The sequence below is a fragment of the Streptomyces sp. genome, from assembly GCF_031178505.1.
GTDB lineage: Bacteria > Actinomycetota > Actinomycetes > Streptomycetales > Streptomycetaceae > Streptomyces > Streptomyces gulbargensis.
Genome location: NZ_JAPSIW010000661.1, coordinates 1 through 3,985, shown reverse-complemented (window position 1 = coordinate 3,985; position 3,985 = coordinate 1). Strand labels below are relative to the sequence as shown.

Below are 3,985 nucleotides of genomic sequence, written 5' to 3'. Positions count from 1 at the left end.
CCACCGCACGCTCCCGTCCCCGAGCCGCTCCGCCTGGCCGGCCGGGGTGTAGTAACGCTCGGGGCGGTGCGGCTCCCAGGGCCGCATGTGGGCGCGGTTGCGGGAGAGGGCGGCGGCGAGAGCGGGGGCGTCGGAGGGGCGGGCGCGGCGCACGCGAGGACCGTCGGGGATCACGTACGTACGCTAACGGGCCGGGGCGGGGGCCCGGCGGCGGGTCACGCCCCGTACTTCGAGTCGGCCGACGGGTCCAGTGACAGGCGGTAGCCGCGTTTGACGACCGTCTGGATGAGGTGGGGGGCGCCGAGGGCCGCGCGGAGGCGGGCCATCGCCGTCTCCACGGCGTGCTCGTCCCGCCCCGCCCCCGGCAGCGCCCGCAGCAGCTCCGCGCGGGAGACGACCCACCCGGGCCGCCGGGCGAGGAGGCCGAGGAGGGCCATGCCGGCGGGCGGTACGGGCCGCAGCGCGCCGTCGACGAGGACGGCGTGTCCGCGGATCTCGACGCGGTGCCCGGCGACGGGCAGGACCCGCGCCCGGGCGGGCAGCTCGGTGCAGAGGAGCTGGACGAGCGGCCCGAGCCGGAAGCGTTCGGGCTGGTACGTCTCGATGCCCTCGGCCTGGAGCGGCAGCGCGGTCACCGGCCCGACGCACACCGCGAGGACCTTCTGCCGCAGCGCGGCGACGAGCCCGTCCCGTACCCCCTTCTCCGCCGCCCGGGAGAGCAGCGAGGCGGCGGCCGGGGCGCTGGTGAAGGTGACGGCGTCGAGCCCGCCGGTGAGGACCGCGTCGAGGAGCCGGTCGAGGGGCGCCGGGTCCTCGGGCGGCATCCAGCGGTAGACGGGGACGCCCACGACCTGCGCGCCGGCGGCGGTGAGGGTCTCCACGAAGCCGGGCAGCGGCTCCCCGTGGAGCTGGAGGGCGACGCGCCGCCCGGCCACTCCCTCGGCGAGGAGCCGGTCGAGGACCTCGGCCATGGATTCGGAGGACGGGGACCAGGACTCGGTGAGGCCGGCGGCCCGTACCGCTCCCTTCACCTTCGGTCCGCGGGCGAGGAGTTCGCTGCCGCGCAGCACGTCGAGGAGTTCCTGCCCGCATCCCCAGCCCTCGGCGGCCTCGACCCAGCCGCGGAAGCCGATCGCGGTGGTGGCGACGACGACATCGGGCGCGTGGCCGATGAGGTCCTTGGTGGCGGCGAGGAGTTCGGTGTCGTCGGCGAGCGGCACGATCCGCAGGGCGGGCCCGTGGACGACGGCCGCGCCGCGCCGGCGCAGGAGCGCGATGAGTTCGTCCGCGCGCCGGGCGGCGGTGACTCCGACCGTGAAGCCGGCCAGGGGGCCGTGGTTCTCGCCGTGGTTCTCGTCCATGGGGCCCGAGCCTGACGCGGCCGCGTGACGGTCCTGGTTCACGCGTATTTCCTGGTCGTTACGGTCCGCGCCGTGCACGGCAGATCACACCTTCGCGTATCCGGGCCGGGTCTCGGGCTGCTCCGCGCCCTCGGCGGTGTCGGGGACGGGGCTCGTCCTTCGAAGGTATACCGCCCAGGTGACGGCCATGCAGGCCGCGTAGAAGGCGAGGAAGGCGACGAAGGCGCCGGTGCCGCTGCCGACGGTCAGGAAGGACTGGCGGAAGGCGAGGTTGATGCCGAGTCCCCCGAGGGCGCCGATGGCGCCGATGAGGCCCATGGAGGCGCCGGAGAGCCGCCGTCCGTAGGCCTCGGCGGCCTCGCCGGTGAGGCCCTTGCGGTGCCCCTGGGCGAGGAAGATCGCCGGGATCATCTTGAAGGTGGAGCCGTTGCCGAGGCCGCTGAGGACGAAGAGAGCGATGAAGCCGACGAGGAAGAGGGCGAGCGAGGCGGTGACGGAGGCGTGAAGGACGACGCCGGTGGCGGCGGACATGGCGGCGAAGGTGCCCAGGGTGATGCGGGCGCCGCCGTGCCGGTCGGCGAGGGCGCCGCCGACGGGCCGGATGAGGGAGCCGAGGAGGGGGCCGATGAAGGTGAGGGAGGCGGCCTGGAGCGGGGTGCGGCCGAACTGGGTCTGGAGCACCAGGCCGAAGGCGAAGCTGTAGCCGATGAAGGAGCCGAAGGTGCCGATGTAGAGGAAGGCCATGATCCAGGTGTGGCGGGAGCGGACGGCTTCCCTGACGGCGCCGGTGTCGTTCCGGACGGGGGCGAGGTTGTCCATGAAGAGGGCCGAGCAGACGGCCGCGACGACGATCAGGGGCAGGTAGACGCCGAGCACGATCCGGGGGTGCAGGGCGCCGGCGGTGCCGATGACGAGCAGGCCGACGAGCTGGACGACGGGCACGCCGATGTTGCCGCCGCCGGCGTTGAGTCCGAGGGCCCAGCCCTTCTTCCGGAGCGGGAAGAAGGCGTTGATGTTGGTCATGGAGGAGGCGAAGTTGCCGCCGCCGACGCCGGTGAGGGCGGCCACCACGACGAAGGTGGAGTACGAGGTGCCGGGCTCCATCACGGCGAAGGCGAGGCCCGTGGGGAGGAGGAGCAGCAGGGCGCTGAAGACGGTCCAGTTGCGGCCGCCGAAGCGGGCGACGGCGAAGGTGTACGGGATGCGGATCAGCGCGCCGACGACGGTGGCGGTGGCGATCAGGAAGAACTTGCCGGCCGGGTCGATGCCGTACTGGGGTCCCATGAACAGGACCATCACGGACCAGAGGCTCCAGATGGAGAACCCGATGTGCTCGGAGAACACGGAGAAGAGGAGGTTCCTCTTCGCGACGCGTTCCCCGCCTTCGCGCCAGAAGGTCTCGTCCTCCGGCTCCCAGCGTTCGATCCAGCGGCCACCCATCACGTACCTCCACGGAGTCGGATCCCTGAGGTGACCGACGCTAGGGAGGCCGCGTTTCAGGGCGGTGGCGTGAGGTGACGGGGGCGGAACCTTGCTCTCACCCGGGGCGCGGGGCGCCTGTGAGCGCCCCCTTCACGCTCCGCCTCAGGCCCCGTCCGGCCGGGGCCGCGGCAGTCCGGGTTCGTCGTCGGGGAGCCAGGAGCCGGGCGGGCGCAGCAGCCAGCCCTCCCGGGCGCCGATCTCGGCGGCCGCCCGGCGCAGGGCGTCGAGTCCCGGGTGCCTGAGCCCCTTGCGCCACACCAGGCTCACGGGTGAGAGGGGGACGGGGTCGACGAGGGGCCGCAGGACGCAGCCGGGCATGGCGGGGAAGTCGACCACGGCGAGGACGGGGTGGCGGTACTTGGCCATGATGCGCCGGAACTCCTCCTTGCCGACCGCGAGCGGGGCGGGCGGGGAGAGGGCGATGCCGCGCCCGGCGAAGAGACGGACGGCGAGGTCGGTCCACTCGGGGGTGCGGTCGTTGCCGGCGCCCGCGTAGACGGACTCGCCGGCGAGCCGGCCGAGCGGCACCTCGCCGAGCCCGGCGAGCGGGTGGTCCTCGGGCAGGATCACGGCCATCGGCTCGTACCGCACGAACTGCGCGTCCAGCCGGTCGCGGAAACGGGGGTCGAGACCTCCGTACCGGCCGAAGGAGACGTCCAGCCGCCCGGCGAGGATGTCCCGTACGGCGCCGGTGAGTCCGCTCTCGAAGCGGGCCATCAGCTCCTGGTCGGGGGCGAGTTCGCGGGCCCGGGCGAGGACGCGCTCGTGGGCGAGGCCGGGGCTGTTGAGGTCGACCAGGAGGGGCCGCGGCTCGGCGCGGAAGGCGTCGCGGAGTTCGTCGTGGGCGGCCAGCACCCGGCGGGCGTACGGCAGGAGGCGTTCGCCGTCCGGGGTGAGGGTCACCTGCCGGGTGGTGCGGAGGAAGAGGTCGGCGCCGAGCTCCCGCTCCAGGCGCCGGATGTCCCGGCTGAGGGCCTGCTGGGCGACGTGGAGCCGTCCGGCGGCGCGGGTGAAATGGAGCTCCTCGGCGACGGCGGTGAAGGCGCGCAGCAGCCGGGGGTCGATGTCGTGCGGAGTGGCCACGCCGCATTCAACAACACAGGTGCGTGAATCACCACCGATCAGGTGTTGGACCGGGGCGG

Annotated in this window: 3 protein-coding genes; all 3 read right to left on the bottom strand. The window is 73.9% G+C overall.

Annotated elements, in window-relative coordinates:
• Positions 1 to 215: 215 nt before the first annotated feature.
• Entirely contained in the window at positions 216 to 1,361 is a 1,146-nt protein-coding gene (locus RIF68_RS30020; protein WP_309054428.1) for a uroporphyrinogen-III synthase, read from the bottom strand.
• Positions 1,362 to 1,445: 84 nt separating this feature from the next.
• Positions 1,446 to 2,801: a nitrate/nitrite transporter gene (locus RIF68_RS30015; protein WP_309054427.1), complete on the bottom strand. Its 1,356-nt coding sequence runs from the start codon at positions 2,799 to 2,801 to the stop codon at positions 1,446 to 1,448.
• 144 nt (positions 2,802 to 2,945) lie between these two features.
• Positions 2,946 to 3,926 (bottom strand): LysR family transcriptional regulator, encoded by a 981-nt coding sequence (locus tag RIF68_RS30010; RefSeq protein WP_309054426.1) that lies wholly within the window; start codon positions 3,924 to 3,926, stop codon positions 2,946 to 2,948.
• Positions 3,927 to 3,985: the final 59 nt, after the last annotated feature.